Genomic DNA, 13,857 nt, shown 5'->3' on the forward strand with positions numbered 1-13,857 from the left:
AAATTATCTATCTAAACCTTTTACGATATACATCATACTTCCTTCTTTACGACTATTTGCAACATCAGGATTTGCATTAGGATCAGTAAATGGTGTTCCATCGGCTTTTTCCCAACCATGATTTTGAGTAATCATCAAAAATGTTTTATCAACACCGATAGTTTCAGAGATATCTATCATACCTGTGATTTCCCAAATTTTATCAAGTCTACCATACCCTTCGGTTGCAGCTTTTTCTTGATCACATTCTAAAACAGCTTTTAAATCACCAGTATTTAGATTGTATTGATACAATCTAGGATAATGATTTGCTTCAGGTTTAAAATCATCGATACCATTTGGATCTTCTTGAATGTAGGCATAGTTTTCTGTAACCAATATATTATCAGGGCTGTGAAATGCTATTGCTTTACCATTAGGTTTATCCCCATCGAGAACACACGTAATAGTTCCAATACCAGTAGGATCATTAGGGTTTAAAGTTACCTTATATATCCTTCCAGATCGAGATCCTTTCCCGATTAAACCAGGTTTGTCTCTTCCTGTAACACAGAAATAAACTTCTCGATTATGAGCAGCAGAGCCTCTTCGCCAATCAATATCTTCAAGTCTAGAGAATCCCATAACACCTTTAGCTTTAGTTTCGGCATCAAGAAGATCTATATCTCTTTCTTCTAATTCTACAAATTCAACAGCATAAGATGTACTCTCTTCCATATCCATTTCATAAGTAACACCAGGAGCAGTAACTTTAAGACCATATAATTTTCCATTTTGCAAATCACCACGATTACCAACATACATACCTAATTGACCAGAAGGAATATCATTATCACTATGGTCATCACCTATAAATACGACAGTTTTATCTGGATAAGCATCTTTACCTATTGCGACTGCATTCTCTGTAGACCATTGCCCCATAGCAGTTAACATTTCTGGAACAGCCGCAGCAGATGTATGTTTAAAAGGATCTGTTACAAAAACACCTTTAGAGCTTCCTCCCCATTCACCACCAGAAAGATATAAAGGACCAAAACCGTGTTCTTGAGGAGTAATTAAAGATCCAGAACATTGAGCTGTTTGAGCAGTTGCCGTAGCATTAAGAATATGATCTCCACTTATGGGTTTAAAAGTTTCATCTAGTGTAATACGAGCGATAGCATAATCGGCTTCTATATTATTAATGAGTGTAAAAGTTCCATCTTCGTTACGTAGTAACCCAGCCCCATCAGCCATAGAACCGTATGTGAAATCAGGGATATAAGTATCTTCAGATGATAATAAAGTGTAAATTTCTAAATCGTTAAAACCAGGTAGCTTTTTCATTAAAACAGGAGAAATAGAATGTTGTTTTAACTCGATAGCATCTCCTATCGGAGGATTTGTAGAATTATCATCATTTTTACATGAGATAAGTATTGCAGCTATAATAAAAGCAGCAAAGCTGAATTTTTTTTTCATGATAGAGTGAGTTTTTTTGCAAATGTATTATAGTGATCACTCCATTTGTTTTATCCAGATATTGTATATTCTTTAAACTAATATCACCCTAATGTTTAGTGTGTAAACTTAATGTTACTAGTTTTTTTCTATTAATTTGATAATCAGAGTGTCTGGTAAGGACTGCTTAACCATTATGGTTTTACTGTAAAATGATGGCTTTATTTTTAAAACGGTACTGTTTTGTTGATTTGAATTAGAAAATATTAAAAAATTAAGAGAGTCTTTGTTTAAATGAAAATGATTAGCTAAATCTTTATTTGTATGAATATAGAAGCTTGAATCTTTAATGACTTTTTGATTTTGAAGAATAGCTATATCAAAGGTCGAAGGTTGTATAATCCACGGAAGTTGAAGATGGAAAGATGCTATTTGGTAATATGCAGCCAATAATAGAATAAAAGAAATAAGAAGAGCAATGGGCTTAGTAGGTTTGTTTTGAGGTGCTAATTTAACTCTTCTAATATAGGTGTGATTTTCTTTTTGAGGAGGCATATCAATGTTTTCCTCAATGGGAGTATTTTCTTTTATATAGAGAAAGTGAGGCCTTGGTTTAAAATCAATAAGCCAAGCAATCAAATTGAGATTATTCTTATTAGTATTGACTGTTTTTTCCTTTAAAAAATTCTGTATAGGTTTAAATTTATCAATGTCAAAGTTTTTAATAACTGAGATCGGATCTTCGTCTGGTTTGAAACGAAAGAAGGCTTGTAAGATATAATCATCAAAAGTATCATTTCTTCTTCCATAGAGGTCTTCACAGGCATCCTTCAAACTTCTAGGAGTAGGGGTTGCTAAATAATGATGTAAAGCTCCTCCAGAAGTTCTTTTATAGAACGCCAAAATTTCTTTTCGATAAGTTTCTATAGTTCGTAAACTCATAAAACAATCACTCTTTATTAGAATTTTTCAGAATTCTCGGAATTAAGCGGAATCTTCGGAATCCTTTGTAAATGAAAAGATTACTGCTGTGTAGATTTGCATTAATAACTAGTTTCTGTTACACGTTGCTAACATAAGAATTGTACGATACTTGATTTTACGGAAAACCGTAATACGACTGTTAAAAGGTTTGTTCGGGAAGGAACATTAACTATCGTATTTCATTTTCCTACTTCCCAAAATTTCAATCAAACAGGTGGTTTACCGGCATCGCATGTTGCAAAAAAAGCTGAGAAATAAAATTCTCAGAAGGCCACCGCTATGTCAAAATTTTAAGAAGATCAAAATGAAAAGAGTATTTATATTACTATTAATTATAGGTGGAATTAACTTAACTGCATGTGAAAAAAGTGCAATACAAGAAGAAGTTTCTTTAGAAGAACTACAAGCTACAGAAGGAGATCATAGTGAAACAGTAGAAGAGAGAGAAGTAGAAGAGGAAGCAGAAGGGGAAGAAAGTAATTAAAGAAGTTATTGATATTTAATTGTAGAAAAGACGCTATCTCATAGCGTCTTTTCTTATTTTTAGGAAATAACTGAACCTCCCCTAGATTATGTATAAATATATCTATAGTATCATTGTTATTTTGATATGTCTGTCATGCGATAATGAGAAAACTGGTAATGCAAAGCATAAAAAAAATCCTTCGTATCAATATTATTTGAAGAGTTATGATAAAAAGAGATTGAGAAAGCAACGATTAAAATTAATAAATAAAGCTTTTAATCTAGATGAAGAAAAGGATAGTATTTGGTTAAAGATTTTGGCAAGAAAATCTAAACTACATTATTCTTTAAAGCAATATGACAGCTCTGAATTTTATGATAGGTTACTGTTACAAGAAAGTAAACGTTTAAAAGATTGTACTCATCAAGGGATAGCATATTTTAATATAGCCGATGCTTTTAAAAGAAAAGGAATATCAGATAGTGCATTCAAATATTACAATCAATCAAGGGTGAATTATATTAAAGCTAATGATAGTTTTGAAGTAGGTAAAAAACTATTAACAATGGCAAGTATTCAAGAACGATTTGGAGACTATCATGGCAGTCAAGAAAGAGTAGTAGAAGGTTTAAGGTATTTAAAAAATAGTGAAAACCAGGAATATTTAGCAAAACTATATAATACTGCGGGTACAAATTATCGAAAGTTAGGAATACTTAAAAAAGCTATTAAGGCATATGAAGATGCAATAAAAACAGCTAAAGATACAGTAGATGTTATAAAATTCAAGAATAACCTAGCAGCAACTCAAATAGATAATAAAGCATATCAAAAAGCGATTAATATTCTACAAGAGATTAAAAAGGATTTAACACTGATAAAAATTGATGATAAAGAAAGATTTAGAATTAATGAAAATCTTTTATATGCTTTATGGAAACAACATCCGCAAATTAGTAATGTTAAAGATCTTGAAGAAATTTTAGAAAATCGAAAAAAAGAAAATGATTATCGAGGTATGATTTCTAGTTATACAAGATTAGCTGAGTGTTATTTGTATTATAATGAAAATGCTAACGCAAAGCAATATATAGAAGAAGGAATAGAAACGGCTAAATATACATCGAATCCAAGAGGAGAATTAGATTTACTAAACTTAAAAAGGAAAGTATACCCTAAAGATATAAAGGTCTTAAGTAGGATTATCTTTTTAGGAGATAGTTTAGGAGAAGAAGAAAGAGCTATAAAAAATCATTTTGCATTAATCAAACATTACAGTAAAGAAGCCGAAGACTTATATAGAAACGAAAGAAAAAAGAATGAACAATTAGAAGCAGATCAAGTAAAGAATAATTTAAGAAAGAAAGTTTCGATTTTAACTATTGTGCTGATCATAATCTTGGCTTTACTTATTATACTTTACCTCTACAAAAATCACCAAATAGCTAGGAGAACAATTGCATATACTACCGAAAAAAGAATCTCAAAAAGACTTCATGATGAATTGGCTAATGATGTTTATAATGTGATGATTTCTTTACAAAAGCAAATCTTGGATAAGACAAACGATCCCAAAGAAGAACTATTAGATCGAATGGAAAGCATTTATAAACGAACAAGAGATATATCTAAAGAGAATAATGCCATAGACACAGGTGTAAATTATATAGCAGAAATAAAAGAAATGTTAAGTAATTATGCTACAACTCATACTAATGTAATCGTAAAAGGGATAGAAAAACCTGAGTGGAATAAAATTGAAGCACATAAAAAAATTATAGCGTATAGGATTCTACAAGAATTAATGGTGAATATGAAGAAACATAGCAATGCAGAATTAGTGGTGATAACTTTTGATGTAATAGCAGGTTATGTGAAAATTAGATATGTTGATAATGGAGAAGGATGTGATTTTTTTGTGTTAAAAAACGGAAATGGATGGCAAAATGTGGAAAACCGTATTGAAAGCATAAAAGGAAAAATTACTTTTGATTCAGAACCTAGGAAAGGAATGAAAATAGAAATTACTTTTCCTGTATAATCTTAAGTAGCTATGTTTAAAAAAATATTAATTGCAGAAGACATTGATAGTATCAATGAAGGAAATAAGAATTTTTTTGAAACACAATTAAAGGACTCTAAAATAGAAGAAGTCCAATATTGCGATGATGCTTATATAAAAATTCAAAAAGCAATTTTAGAAGAAGATCCCTATGATCTATTGATTACAGATTTATCCTTTAAAAAAGATTACAGAGAAGAAAAGCTAAGATCAGGTACAGAGCTGATAACAAAGATCAGAGAAAAGTATTTTGATATTAAGATTATAGCTTATTCTATTGAAGATAGAACCTCAAAAATTCGTCAGTTATTTAATGAACATAATATAGATGGATATGTTTGTAAAGGGCGTAATGGATTAAAAGATTTAATTTACTGTATTCAAGAAGTTGCAAAAGATGAAAAATACCTATCTCCAGAGGTACAACATGCTTTGACTGGTAAAAGTATTACCGAATTAGAAGATTATGATATTTCTTTGGTAAAACATTTATCAGATGGAATGACTCAAGAACAAATAGGAGCATTTTTTAAAGCAAATAATATAAAACCGTATAGTAAGAGTTCAATAGAAAAGCGATTAAATAAACTCAAAATAACATTTAAAGCTAAAAACGTTATTCATTTAGTAGCTATAATTAAAGATTTAGGATTGATTTAAAGTTAAAATTGTATTAGGATTATAATTTGTTTTTATACAAGTAAAATAAAATTATAGATAATTTGTATCTCAAAAATATTTATACAGTAATGTAATTACGGCTAAACAGTAGGGTGTTATTAATCAGTATATTATTTACGTTTTTTTAACAGCTTGCCCGATACTTGAAAGAAAAAAAACTGTATACTTGTAACCGTAGATTTCGGCTACCTTTTACTCAAAAAAGCAATCACAACACCCCCACCTAAAAAGAGTAGCTAATTCAAAAAACATATTTAAAGAAATGTCCTCATGTGAGTGAGGGAAGCGAAGCTTTGCCTAATTTTTAACTGTTATCATAATGAATTGTAGTATCGGTTGGCACGTGCTATATGTAAAGTCACGTTGCGAAAAAAAAGTATTAGAGTCTTTAAAAGAGAAATCATTAGAAGGTTTTCTACCTTTAGTGAAGACGGTAAGGAAATGGAGTGACCGTAAAAAGATTGTCCATAAACCATTATTTCCATCTTATGTATTTGTTAATGTAAATTCTTCATTAGAATTTCATAAAGCATTATCTGTTTCTGGAGCCTGTGCATATATTCGTTTTGGTAGAGAATATGCCAAGGTAACAGAAAGTGAAATAAATCGAATTAAATTTTTGGTAGGTAGTCAAGATATAACAGATATCGAAACCAATTCAGAATTACCAAAAGTAGGAGAAACAAAAACTATCTTATGCGGTGCATTAACTGGACTCGAATGCGAAGTACTTAATGTGAATAATGCAAATAAAATTATAGTTAGAATAAATTCTCTTCAACAAAATATTACAGCAACCCTTCCATCATATTATTTTGAGGAAACTCTTATGGCTGTATAAACATTTCTTTTATCTCATACAACGTGACTTCTAAATTTCATGTAATAACTTTTCTTCAATTTGAAAAATAATAGTATATAAGTACTATTAAAAGTTGTATAGTGATTTATATTTTTTACTGCAAAATAGCTCAAGATCAACATGAGTTGCTCTTAAAAACCTTTTTACCACAATTTTCGATAGCATTTCAAGAAAAAATAATGAAATATCGAAGATGGCAAGATGCGCAATTGTCATTATTAGGGAGAGTTTTGCTTAAAAAAGGATTAAATCAAATAGGAAAACAATATGACGAAAGTAAATTAAAAGTTACAGCCTATAATAAACCTTATTTTGAGAATGATGATTTAGAATTTAATATATCTCATTCTGGAGAAATAGTTGTTTGTGCAATAAGCAAAAATGGAGCAATAGGTATTGATATAGAAGAATGTAATAATATAGATATACATGATTTTAAATCTCAAATGACCAGTAATGAATGGAATACAATAAATCAATCAAAAGATATTGTAAGAGCGTTTTATAAGTATTGGACAGAGAAAGAAGCTGTAATAAAGGCACATGGTAATGGACTATCCATTCCATTAAAATCTTTTGAAGTAAATAATGCCCATACTAAGATAGTCCATGAGGATTTTTGGTTAAAAAAAATAGATATCGAAAGTAACTATTATTGTACGATATCCTTTAAAGAGAGGGATATTGAAATAAATGAAATAGAAGAAAAACTTTTTTTATAAATAGAATTAAGTTTTGACATGTAGAGGTGATAATTTAAATTATTACCTCTATTTTTTTGTAGTTTTACGACGCTTAGAGAAATAGTATTAGTTGATTTTTTTAGTAAAGTGAGTAGAGTCTTATGAAGGGTGAAAAATCAATTTCAAAAAGTATTGAATTCAAAATAGGTAATATAATTGCAAGCCATCTAGATAATGAATAAATGGTAGTATGTAAAAATGAAAGATAATTACCTAACTACACTTTTTTATAAAAGTACTTGAATTTGATATTAGTGAAGCAAAACAATAGAAACAAAATTAACAAATATTCAGAATCAAAAATGAATAGAATAGCGTTATTGCTAGTATTACTAGTGTTTAGTATGATTAAATCTTATTCTCAATCTATAACCAAAGATAGTTTGGATATTAAGATAGGGCAGATGATAATGATTGGTATAGGTAGTGCTAAACAAATTACCAATGAAAATCCATTTTTTAAAGCAGTAAAAGAAGAGAAGCTAGGAGGAGTATTACTTTATGAAAAAAATATAGCTAAAAAAGATTCTCCTAAAAAGTTAAGAAACCTAATTAAAAAGCTAAAATCGGCTTCAAAAACACCACTATTAGTTAGTATAGACGAAGAAGGAGGAAAGGTAAATAGATTAAAGAAAAAGTATGGGTTTCCTAAAACAGTATCAGCAAAATATTTAGGGAAAGTAAATGATATTGATTCAACAAAGTTTTATAGTGATTTAATAGCTCACAACTTATTAGATTTAGGTATTAATGTAAACTATGCTCCAGTGGTAGATTTACATAACGATACAAATCCTCCCTTAGGAAAAAATGAACGTTGTTTTTCTACAGATCCTCAAGAAGTCATTACTCATGCAAGAGAAGTTATAAAAAGTCATCGTTATTTTAATATTAAAACAGTTTTAAAGCATTTTCCAGGTCATGGAAATTCAACAAAGGATTCACATTATAATGTTACAGATGTAAGCCGTTATTGGAAAGAAAAAGAAGTATTTCCTTATATCAAATTACTTTATGAAGGAAATGTAGATGCAATTATGACAGCACATATCATTAATGATAAACTAGATGAATCAAAAATACCAGCAACATTGTCTAAAAAGATTCTAACGGGATACTTAAGAAATCAAATAGGATTTGATGGGGTTATCTTTTCAGATGATATGCAAATGAAAGCTATAAGTGATCATTTTGGTTTTGAAAAAGCAATCAAGATGTCAATACTTGCAGGAGTTGATATTTTAATGTTTTCGAATCATATCCCGACCAAAGACAAAAAAATGATTCTTCCAGAGAATATTATTAAAGTGATCAAAAAAATGATAGAAAATAAAGAAATTTCAGAAGAGAGAATTTCAGAATCATACAAACGTATAATGAAATTTAAGGAAAACCTTTGAGAAAAAATTTAACTTCTAAGTATAAAATCGTTCTTTGTGATAGAAAAACTACTTATCTAAATAAACGAATAAGAAATATTTTAAAAAAGTGATCAATATTAAATAGTTATTATCAAAAATAACTTGAATTATAAGAGGTATAAAATTAATGGCACACCAATAAGCGTTTTAAACGCTTATTGGTGTTTTTTTATATATTATTCAGTTTATCCTGGAAAGTTTGAACATCCACCAGGTAAATGACAACACCAGTCTGTTGAAGGATCTGCACTAAGTGTACATTCATTAATAGTAAAACCTCCTTGAATGTTTTTTTGTTGTTGTTTAGTGATTACTTGACCGAAATTTGAAATGTTTTTTAACATAATTTTTATGAATTTTTATAGAATTATTAATGGATGTTTAAAGACTCCCATTGTTAAGTCTGTTCTTCGCGAAAGAATATTTTTACTTAAATAGTTACTATATAATGAAAATCGAAATGTGTAAATGAGATTACTTATTTGAAGTAATCTAGAGTATAAAAAATGGTATGAGATTGAGTTTTTTAACATATTAGACTAACGATTTTACATAGTGTGTCAATCGCAGTTTTCCTGTTACCCTAAAAAGAATATTTTTTTTCTAAAAATAAATAGTAGTAGTAATATTAAAACAAAAAGTATTGATATGTAGGCGTTTGTAAGAGGCGAGGAAGAGGTGTGAATTTTATCGTGTTGCCCTATCAAAACAAAAGAAGCCCAATAATATGGTGAAGCTTCAGATAAAGAATGAGTTTTTAAATAATTGATTTTAGCCTCATGCAAAGAAGATACTCTAGATTTTCCAAGTTTTAGATTAGCATAAAAATCGGTCATTAAAGCTGCTGTTGTTTTATCATTAACATCCCATAAAGATGCAATAACAGCATTAGTTCCTGAATAGAAAAAACCTCTAACCAAATTAAAAATACCTTCGCCGTTAATCGTAGTGCCAAGAGAAGAGTTACAGGCACTTAATACTACTAACTCTGCTTGATTGGGGATAGTATAAAGATCCTGTAAATTTAGTTTTGTATCATAAAAAGCAATCCATGGATTTTGAGAAACATTAGCATGAGTCGCTAGATGTATGATCCTAGCATTGTTACTATTGTTTCTGAAGTTCACCGATGTACTTTGATCTTGAAGAAACGTTTGACCAGTAAAGATTTTTTGTATAGTAGAAACTTCGTCTCTAGACGAAGATAAAGAAGTTAGATTATCATACTTGAAAATTTCTGGAGCAAACCCTATAAAATCATTTGTTGGGACCCTATTTAATGTTGCATTATGTCTTAGAAAAGACATCGAATAAGCATAACTTACCATAGATTCTTTAATGAGATAATGCTCAGAAATAGGCTGTGTAAGTAAAGACTCAAAAGGAATGCTTTGCAAATAACCATCAGGAATTATAGTAAGATGATTGTTAAGAATCTTTGATCGTATTTGATCTGGAAATAATAGTGTATAAAGTTGATAAGAAATATGGGTAAACATATCAATATCAGATTGCGTTTCAAAAGGAGCAGAAATCAATCGATGATATTGTGCTATAAGTTGTTCAATCTCCTTAATTTCGGGAATTTCAAATAGAACAGTCTCTTTAGAAGTTACTAAAATACCATACAAAGCATTAAACGAAGTAGGGTTTTTATCGATATTCCAGATGTAAGAAAGAACAACATTGTTATTAGCTAACTGTGATTGAATATCATCTAGAGAAAACAACGTACTTTTTGATTTATATTTAAAATACTCAGGAAAAGATAATTGTAAAGAATCATTAAATTGACGATAGGTCAATTTAAGGTCAAATAATTCATTAGTAAAATGCTCTTTTACAGTAGTATTTTTTTCTTTGTTAATTTGATTCTCTAAACGAAGGATTTTATGTTTTAACTGTTGTTCTTTAAATAGCAATGGGGATGGTAATTTGGCTTTTTCTGCATTTTCAAGAATACTTTGCGTTAATAATACTGCTTTGTTTTTTTCAATAAAGTAAAATGCAAGACCAGGATTATTCATAAGTTGGGCACATAGTGTCGCTTTGCTATAAATAGAAGGGGCTTTACTTTGCCAAAACAATTTTGATTGCTCATCACTACTTTCACTCAATAGCATATCAATTAGATAATCTGCAACTTTAAGATGATGTAACGCTTTTTTTATAAACGAAATATTATGTTGCTGTTGATATAACTTTATGAGTGCTGTGGTTTTAATATTTAGTGAAAATAATGTCGAAAATTTATCATCAAACTTAAAAAGTTGTTGCTCAGAAAGAGGCTTAGTAACCAATGAATCTAAAGAAGTGTTTAATGATAAAGAACGTTCTGTATGCTGTAATGTTTTTAAAAATTGTTTCTTTAAAAGATAATATTCTGCTATAAAATTATGCGTTTTAGCTTTAAGCGATTTTGATGGACTATAAGCTAAACTCTTTTCTAAAAAAGATAACGCGCTATCATTTTTAATTTCATTATAAAGATTTCCTAAGTTGCTATATGCTATAGAAATAGCGCTAGAATCTTTATGGGCTAAAGCAATATTTAGATATTTGAATTGATATGCTTTGGATTTTTTAAAATCAAAGGTTTCTGGATTATTGTAATACGAGGCAAATGCATTGTATAAACTGTAATAATCATATCGGCTCAATGATATTTTTTCAGAAAGTAATAAGGCTCTATTAAGAATGTTAATCTTAGATTGGAGGGCTTCATGAGTATTAATACGCTCATAGACATTGGCTAGATTTAAATACCTGTTAAATAACCATTTGGGTTTGTTTAAATGTTCTAAAATAAAAGTGCTTTTTTGATAATAATGAATAGCTTTATAATAATCACTTAAAGAAACATAATGTGCTCCAATTGCAGCATATGATAAAGCCGTTTTAGGGAGGTTAGCTTCAGAATTTAAATCAATTATTTTTTGATAATACTTTTGTGCATTATCGTGAGAGCGAAGTTTAGAATATGATTTAGCAATATTGTATAAAGCATCGATATATTTTTTATCGACGAGTTTAATTTTATTGTAGATGTCAATTTCGATTAAAGCATAATGAATAGCTTTAGTATAAGCTTTCTTTTTATAAAGATGTACAGCATGATTATGAGCTATATCTATTGCTGCTAGATATTCATTTTGTTTTATAGAAGAAGTTATAAGACTATCAACGGCGACAGTATTAAGTAATTTTGATTGTTGAGGTAGAAAAGAAGAAGTGTTAAAATAAATTTGGCTATACATAAGGTTAGTACAACACAATATATATAGCCAAATAGGTAAAATTAATTTTATTAATGTCATAATGATCTACAAGTAGCACCTTGGACGAATCTTTCTACATCATCGTCTTCTTCTTCTGGATCAATCGGAATATCTGTATCTTTTTGAGGCATTACAGACCAGGTTTCAAAATCTGGATAACGATCCTCATCACATATTTCCCAAAAGACTAAGAAGTTTAAATTAATATAACGATCTCGTATTCTTTGTTTTTCCTGTTCGCTTAATCCATTACGATATTGTACCAGTAAAACTTCATAAGAAGAATGCCTGTTTTTTTGTTGTAATTCAGTTTCTAATGATACAAGTTCTTGATCAATAGAAGCCTCATTATCACAACTTATCGACAAAATTAAACATGCTGTAAAAATAAGGGGTTTTAAAAATTTAAAGGTATTCATAAAGCTGTTTTTTAATATAAATTAAGTGTAAAAGCGTTCATAATCGCCAATTTTGTTACCCTGTGAAGATAAAAAGTTACTTTTGTAAATAGAATAATACAAGTAAATGAAAGACAACTCCTATTACTTAGAAGCTCTAATAAATCGAGATTCAAGAAAGATTAAAAAATTGTATGAAGAGTGTTTTCCTAAAGTTGAGCGGTTTCTTTTGATGAATAAAGGAACTTCTTATGATGCTGAAGATATTTTTCAGAAAGCTTTATTGCAAATTACAGTAAGATATCAAAAAGAAAGATTTGTGATTAAAAGTAGTTTTGAAGGATATCTCTTTACAGTATGTAGGAATTTATGGCGTAGAGAATTGAATGCCAATAAAAAATGGGTAACAGATAATGAGGTTATAGCACTTAATGAAGAAGAGTTTGATCTTGCAACGGCTTTGGTAGAGCAAAAACGTTGGGAATTATTTGCAGAGGCATTAGAGGTGATTTCAGAAAATTGTAAGAAAGTTTTAAAAATGTTCTTTAATCGAATTCCCTATGCTAGAATGGTAGAAGAATTAGGATATAATTCAGAAACAGTAGCAAGACAAAGAGTGTTTAAATGTAAAGCCAAATTAACACAACTAATCAAAAAAGATAAACGATACGAATCGTTAAAAGAACTATGAGTGTAGAGGATGATATTTTAATAGAAAGATTTTTAAATGGTACGCTAACAGAAGAAGAAAAGAATACTGTTTTAAACCGAATGGCAATTGATGAAGCGTTTAAAGAGAAGGTACTTTTTGAAAAAGAACTTTTAGAAACATTAAATGAAGAAAAATGGAATAGTGCCAAAGACTCAGATTTGAACGAGATTAAAGCGTATGCTAAAAAATTTCAAGGAGAAGATGTAATTGCTTTAAAAAGGGTTTTAAAAGATGTAAATGAAGAATATCAGACATCTCGTAAAAAAGGAAATAATATACGATATCTATATGCAGCAATAATTGTTACATTCATAATCATAGGAGCATTGATGACGCAACAATTAAACAGTAGCTCTCCTCAAGAATTATACGTAGAATATTTAGACCTAAAAGAATTACCGTCCTTAGTATCTAGAGGAAGTGAAAGTGATTTAACAAAAGGACAACAACAATTTGAAGCTGGGGCATATGAAAGTGCATTAATTTTATTACAAAAAGCAATGCAAACACAAACACAACAAAAAGGAATAATATATACTTATATAGGAATTTCTCAACTAGAACTAAAACAATACGATGAAGCTGAGAAAACATTTGATCAATTAAGCGCAAGTAATCTTATAGATGCATCTAAAGGGTATTGGTATAACGCCTTAGTCTATTTAAAGCAAGAAAAATTAGAAAAGACAAAAGACGCATTACAAAATATTGTTAAGAAAAAATTATATAATCACAAAAAAGCCAGTCAGCTACTTAAAGCATTAGAATAATAGCAAGAGCCTATGTGATTTACATAGGCTTTTTTTA

At 29.3% G+C, this 13,857-nt stretch carries 13 protein-coding genes; 8 read left to right on the forward strand and 5 right to left on the reverse strand.

Translation table 11 applies throughout. The features are described 5' to 3' along the window. Nucleotides 1-3: 3 nt before the first annotated feature. Nucleotides 4-1,464, reverse strand: coding sequence for an alkaline phosphatase PhoX (locus tag ACYEKI_RS06865; protein WP_459210433.1), 1,461 nt, complete (start codon nt 1,462-1,464; stop codon nt 4-6). A gap of 117 nt (nt 1,465-1,581) precedes the next feature. Further along, nucleotides 1,582-2,385 (reverse strand): hypothetical protein, encoded by an 804-nt coding sequence (locus tag ACYEKI_RS06870; RefSeq protein WP_459210434.1) that lies wholly within the window; start codon nt 2,383-2,385, stop codon nt 1,582-1,584. 346 nt (nt 2,386-2,731) lie between these two features. Between ACYEKI_RS06870 and ACYEKI_RS06875 the strand changes: the two genes are divergently transcribed. From ACYEKI_RS06875 to ACYEKI_RS06900, 6 genes are all read left to right on the forward strand, one after another. Beyond that, on the forward strand, nt 2,732-2,911 hold the full coding sequence (locus ACYEKI_RS06875) for a hypothetical protein (RefSeq protein ID WP_459210435.1): 180 nt from the start codon (nt 2,732-2,734) through the stop codon (nt 2,909-2,911). A gap of 88 nt (nt 2,912-2,999) precedes the next feature. Then, complete coding sequence (locus tag ACYEKI_RS06880) at nt 3,000-4,934, forward strand: tetratricopeptide repeat-containing sensor histidine kinase (RefSeq protein ID WP_459210436.1); 1,935 nt, start codon at nt 3,000-3,002, stop codon at nt 4,932-4,934. Between the two features lie 12 nt (nt 4,935-4,946). Further along, nucleotides 4,947-5,615, forward strand: a complete 669-nt coding sequence (locus ACYEKI_RS06885) for a response regulator (protein WP_459210437.1) — start codon at nt 4,947-4,949, stop codon at nt 5,613-5,615. A gap of 340 nt (nt 5,616-5,955) precedes the next feature. Next, nucleotides 5,956-6,477 carry a UpxY family transcription antiterminator gene (locus ACYEKI_RS06890; protein ID WP_459210438.1) on the forward strand — a complete coding sequence of 174 codons (522 nt, stop codon included), beginning with the start codon at nt 5,956-5,958 and terminating at the stop codon, nt 6,475-6,477. Between the two features lie 200 nt (nt 6,478-6,677). Continuing rightward, the gene (locus ACYEKI_RS06895) at nt 6,678-7,220 is read left to right on the forward strand and encodes a 4'-phosphopantetheinyl transferase family protein (protein ID WP_459210439.1); all 543 of its coding nucleotides are present in this window, start codon (nt 6,678-6,680) and stop codon (nt 7,218-7,220) included. 323 nt (nt 7,221-7,543) lie between these two features. Continuing rightward, complete coding sequence (locus tag ACYEKI_RS06900) at nt 7,544-8,641, forward strand: glycoside hydrolase family 3 N-terminal domain-containing protein (protein WP_459210440.1); 1,098 nt, start codon at nt 7,544-7,546, stop codon at nt 8,639-8,641. A gap of 206 nt (nt 8,642-8,847) precedes the next feature. On the opposite strand, the gene ACYEKI_RS06905 is transcribed toward ACYEKI_RS06900, so the two are convergent. The 3 genes from ACYEKI_RS06905 to ACYEKI_RS06915 form a co-directional block, all read right to left on the reverse strand. Then, nucleotides 8,848-9,006 carry a hypothetical protein gene (locus ACYEKI_RS06905; RefSeq protein ID WP_459210441.1) on the reverse strand — a complete coding sequence of 53 codons (159 nt, stop codon included), beginning with the start codon at nt 9,004-9,006 and terminating at the stop codon, nt 8,848-8,850. Between the two features lie 234 nt (nt 9,007-9,240). Continuing rightward, nucleotides 9,241-11,919, reverse strand: coding sequence for a CHAT domain-containing protein (locus ACYEKI_RS06910; protein ID WP_459210442.1), 2,679 nt, complete (start codon nt 11,917-11,919; stop codon nt 9,241-9,243). 56 nt (nt 11,920-11,975) lie between these two features. Further along, nucleotides 11,976-12,359: a hypothetical protein gene (locus ACYEKI_RS06915; RefSeq protein ID WP_459210443.1), complete on the reverse strand. Its 384-nt coding sequence runs from the start codon at nt 12,357-12,359 to the stop codon at nt 11,976-11,978. Nucleotides 12,360-12,465: 106 nt separating this feature from the next. Between ACYEKI_RS06915 and ACYEKI_RS06920 the strand changes: the two genes are divergently transcribed. Beyond that, entirely contained in the window at nt 12,466-13,029 is a 564-nt protein-coding gene (locus ACYEKI_RS06920) for an RNA polymerase sigma factor (protein WP_459210444.1), read from the forward strand. After that, complete coding sequence (locus ACYEKI_RS06925; RefSeq protein WP_459210445.1) at nt 13,026-13,820, forward strand: tetratricopeptide repeat protein; 795 nt, start codon at nt 13,026-13,028, stop codon at nt 13,818-13,820. The genes ACYEKI_RS06920 and ACYEKI_RS06925 overlap by 4 nt, the downstream gene beginning before the upstream one ends. Nucleotides 13,821-13,857 lie beyond the last annotated feature (37 nt).

The sequence above is a fragment of the Aquimarina rhabdastrellae genome (assembly GCA_947387485.1).
Classification (GTDB): Bacteria; Bacteroidota; Bacteroidia; order Flavobacteriales; family Flavobacteriaceae; genus Aquimarina.

What these genes read in the sequence shown, in the direction of transcription:
- ACYEKI_RS06865 (WP_459210433.1), bottom strand. Translation starts at nt 1,464, where the DNA reads ATGAAAAAAAAATTCAGCTTTGCTGCTTTTATTATAGCTGCAATACTT.
- ACYEKI_RS06870 (WP_459210434.1), bottom strand. Translation starts at nt 2,385, where the DNA reads ATGAGTTTACGAACTATAGAAACTTATCGAAAAGAAATTTTGGCGTTC.
- ACYEKI_RS06875 (WP_459210435.1), top strand. Translation starts at nt 2,732, where the DNA reads ATGAAAAGAGTATTTATATTACTATTAATTATAGGTGGAATTAACTTA.
- ACYEKI_RS06880 (WP_459210436.1), top strand. Translation starts at nt 3,000, where the DNA reads ATGTATAAATATATCTATAGTATCATTGTTATTTTGATATGTCTGTCA.
- ACYEKI_RS06885 (WP_459210437.1), top strand. Translation starts at nt 4,947, where the DNA reads ATGTTTAAAAAAATATTAATTGCAGAAGACATTGATAGTATCAATGAA.
- ACYEKI_RS06890 (WP_459210438.1), top strand. Translation starts at nt 5,956, where the DNA reads ATGAATTGTAGTATCGGTTGGCACGTGCTATATGTAAAGTCACGTTGC.
- ACYEKI_RS06895 (WP_459210439.1), top strand. Translation starts at nt 6,678, where the DNA reads ATGAAATATCGAAGATGGCAAGATGCGCAATTGTCATTATTAGGGAGA.
- ACYEKI_RS06900 (WP_459210440.1), top strand. Translation starts at nt 7,544, where the DNA reads ATGAATAGAATAGCGTTATTGCTAGTATTACTAGTGTTTAGTATGATT.
- ACYEKI_RS06905 (WP_459210441.1), bottom strand. Translation starts at nt 9,006, where the DNA reads ATGTTAAAAAACATTTCAAATTTCGGTCAAGTAATCACTAAACAACAA.
- ACYEKI_RS06910 (WP_459210442.1), bottom strand. Translation starts at nt 11,919, where the DNA reads ATGTATAGCCAAATTTATTTTAACACTTCTTCTTTTCTACCTCAACAA.
- ACYEKI_RS06915 (WP_459210443.1), bottom strand. Translation starts at nt 12,359, where the DNA reads ATGAATACCTTTAAATTTTTAAAACCCCTTATTTTTACAGCATGTTTA.
- ACYEKI_RS06920 (WP_459210444.1), top strand. Translation starts at nt 12,466, where the DNA reads ATGAAAGACAACTCCTATTACTTAGAAGCTCTAATAAATCGAGATTCA.
- ACYEKI_RS06925 (WP_459210445.1), top strand. Translation starts at nt 13,026, where the DNA reads ATGAGTGTAGAGGATGATATTTTAATAGAAAGATTTTTAAATGGTACG.